The sequence below is a fragment of the Citrobacter sp. Res13-Sevr-PEB04-36 genome, from assembly GCF_015672735.1.
In the GTDB taxonomy this organism is placed as follows: Bacteria; Pseudomonadota; Gammaproteobacteria; order Enterobacterales; family Enterobacteriaceae; genus Citrobacter.
This window is the reverse complement of record NZ_JADABY010000030.1, coordinates 1-2,165: the sequence shown is the minus strand read 5'-3', so window position 1 is coordinate 2,165 and position 2,165 is coordinate 1. Positions and strand designations below refer to the sequence as shown.

The following is a 2,165-nucleotide window of genomic DNA, read 5'->3' as shown; positions in this document are numbered from 1 at the left end:
GAATTGATAACAATGTAGCACTGCTCATTGGTATGCCAATGATTGAAAATAATGCGATGAGTAAAGAAAATTATCTATCTTATTTGCAAAAGACTTTAATGTCTTTAAAGGAAATGAAGGTAACTAAATTTCATTATGCACCACATCGATATGAAAGCGACAAGAATTTTTATTTATATAAAGATTTGGGTTTTCAAATTTTATATCCAGACTGCTCTATTGAAGATTATCTGATTAATGAAGATTTTATTCCTGGAATATGCGCTAGTTTCTATTCTACAGCTTTATTACAGATAGGTTCTTTATTTAGTGGGGTTAGTGTAATCTGCTATATTATTAGTGTTGATAAATTAAATTATGATTTTCGTGACCCGGCATCATGCGCATATGAATATTATGATAAAATCCCTTCGATTATAAAGGTTGTTCTAGATGATTGAGTTTCTATTGTTTAGCGTATGTAGTTTTGTTTTGTATCAAACATTTTATTTTACAAAAGAGTATAGTGGGAATCTTTTTTTAATGATGTGGGGGTATGCTTTTTTATTCGTTACGCCTGCTGTGTATATTTTTTGTGGTGGCGAAAAATATCATGTTTTTGACGATGAAAGTTCATTGAAATTTTATACGTTGGGCTGTTTTTCTTCTATATTTATAATATTGATGCTGCTTTTTAAGGTTTCGCTTAACCGAATATCTATATCTGGGCCTCGCATTTTTATATCTGAAACTATATTAAAATCTGCGTTTTATTTATGCATAATGTTTGTTGCTACTTATATTGTTTTTTACTGGAAACAATGGCCTTTTTTTAACTTTATTTCGGAGGGGGTTTCAGAACGGCCAGATATTGTAAAAGGAAATTTCCAAGGTTTTTTTATTTATTCATTGTTCACGAGCATAATAATACCAAGTATATATTTCTATTTTAAAAACAAAAAAGGTTCATTTAATTTTTTGTTTTTTATTTTCGTTTGCTTTAGTATGGTAGTAAGTGGAAATAAAGGTGTCTTTCTTTATTTTATTATATTTAATGTTTTATTTGAATGGAAGAAAATACGAATTAGTACCTATGTTATAATTTTTATAGGGTTGATGGCTATTTATGCTTTAATTCGACTCCCTTTTGTGGGCGAGGGTTTTTCTTTTTCTTATCTGGTTGAATCAATATTTGAAAGGATTTTCTTGACTCAAGGCATGGCCATGCCAGCTGTGATCGAACTGGCAAAGTCGGTCGATATTACGGCGATGAGTTCTAATGATTTAAAGTACACGCTTTTTAATTTTGTTTATGGATATAGCCCTGGCTCAATGCCTCTTTTTTATACGGCGGAATTATACGTCAGGTATGGCTGGTTTATCATGTCTATGATATCTGTAATAATTTCGCTGGTCTTTGGATTTGGAGCTTTCGTTATCAATAAGAAAAAAGAGTCATCTATTAGATGGGTGTATTACATTTCTTTATATGCGTTGATAATGGGTGGCGTAGGAAGTGCTAATATCTTCTTTTTTATTGTGGCTTTTTTTTGGTGGTTGCTGTTAAATCTCAGCGATAAAAACATTAGAACCTGGAGCGTGAAGTGATTGCAGAAGTATCAATAATTATGCCGATGTATAACGCTGAGCATTATGTCAGAGAGTCAATTAATTCCATTATAAATCAAACATTTAAAGATTTTATATTATATATCGTTGATGATTGCTCTACCGATTCATCAATACAGATTGCAGAATCTTTCAATGACCCGAGAATAATAATTATTAAAAATACAAGCAATGAAGGTGTTGCTCGTTCCCGTAATAAAGCAATAAAATGTGCACAAACAAAATACATTGCTTTTTGCGATAGTGATGACCTTTGGCATGAGCAAAAACTTGAAAAGCAAATTTTATTGCTTGATGGTGGGAAATATAATGTTGTTGGAAGTTGTTATTCAACTTTTACGAAAGATATATCGGAAATCACTAAGTTAGTTTCTGCACCCGAAATTGTTTTTTACCATGACATGCTAAAGTCTAATTTTATCGGTAATCTTACTGGTATTTATAATGCTTTTGTTTTAGGTAAAACCTTTCAAGAGGATATTGGCCATGAAGACTATGTTATGTGGTTGGCTATTACTAAACAGAGTCAGGTTGCTTACATAATTCAAGAGTCTCTG

At 31.4% G+C, this 2,165-nt stretch carries 3 protein-coding genes; all 3 read left to right on the top strand.

Going from position 1 to position 2,165, the window contains the following annotated elements:
* The coding region (locus IMQ48_RS08905) for a hypothetical protein (RefSeq protein ID WP_196208740.1) at positions 1-440 on the top strand (440 nt) is incomplete at its 5' end.
* Positions 433-1,587: a hypothetical protein gene (locus IMQ48_RS08900; protein WP_196208739.1), complete on the top strand. Its 1,155-nt coding sequence runs from the start codon at positions 433-435 to the stop codon at positions 1,585-1,587. The genes IMQ48_RS08905 and IMQ48_RS08900, both read left to right, overlap by 8 nt.
* A partial coding sequence (locus tag IMQ48_RS08895) for a glycosyltransferase family 2 protein (RefSeq protein WP_196208738.1) occupies positions 1,584-2,165 on the top strand: 582 nt, incomplete at its 3' end. The genes IMQ48_RS08900 and IMQ48_RS08895, both read left to right, overlap by 4 nt.

Bases quoted from the DNA above. Each gene is read 5' to 3' on its own strand.
- IMQ48_RS08900 (WP_196208739.1), top strand. From the start codon at position 433: ATGATTGAGTTTCTATTGTTTAGCGTATGTAGTTTTGTTTTGTATCAA.